We start from the raw sequence: 686 nt of genomic DNA on the forward strand, positions 1-686 counted from the left end.
GGGTTGCCCCCTTCGGGTTCGCAGTCGCCTACGGAGGGAAACCCTCCTGCAGCGCTGTCTCACCAACAAGAGTAGAGGTTCCGACTCCCCAAGCGTTACTTCCCGCTTGCCCAGCGGTAGACTTTGCTTTACACAAAATATTGATCGCTGCGTTTACATCTCGTTGCAGAACACATCCACATTTGCAGGCGTGTGTTCGGGTTGACAACCCCTTTTTAACGATGTTTCCACAACCACTACACTTCTGACTTGTGTAGTGAGGTGCCACAGCCACAACTTCGGTTTTAAACTTTAAAGCAAAGTAATCCAGCCAACGACGAAAAGTACTCCAAGCCACATCACTTATTGACTTGGACAGACGACGATTTCTTACCAACCCTTTCACATTTAAGTCTTCATAGGCGACATAGGCGTTAGCCTTGCATACGTTACGCGCCACTATCTTGGCGTGTTCTTCCCGTTGCCTACTTACTCTTAAATGTTTCCGGGCATATCGCCCTCTGGCTTTGCGTCTGTTGTTTTTCCCTTTCTCCTTCCTATAGATGCGACGTTGAGCGTGCTTGATAGCTTTTTCAGCTTTACGAAGAAATCGAGGGTTTTGTTCATGATGCCCGTTTGAATCGGAGTAAAAGTATTCCAAACCGACATCTAAGCCAATCTCCCCATCCGCGATTCTCGGCTCAGGA

At 48.3% G+C, this 686-nt stretch carries 1 protein-coding gene; it reads right to left on the reverse strand.

What is annotated here, in order from left to right:
* Window positions 1-28 precede the first annotated feature (28 nt).
* Window positions 29-686: RNA-guided endonuclease InsQ/TnpB family protein (locus ACM0OZ_RS49130; protein ID WP_414590207.1), on the reverse strand; the 658-nt coding region annotated here is incomplete at its 5' end.

This window comes from Scytonema sp. PCC 10023 (genome assembly GCF_963920835.1).
Lineage (GTDB): Bacteria > Cyanobacteriota > Cyanobacteriia > Cyanobacteriales > Nostocaceae > Kalymmatonema.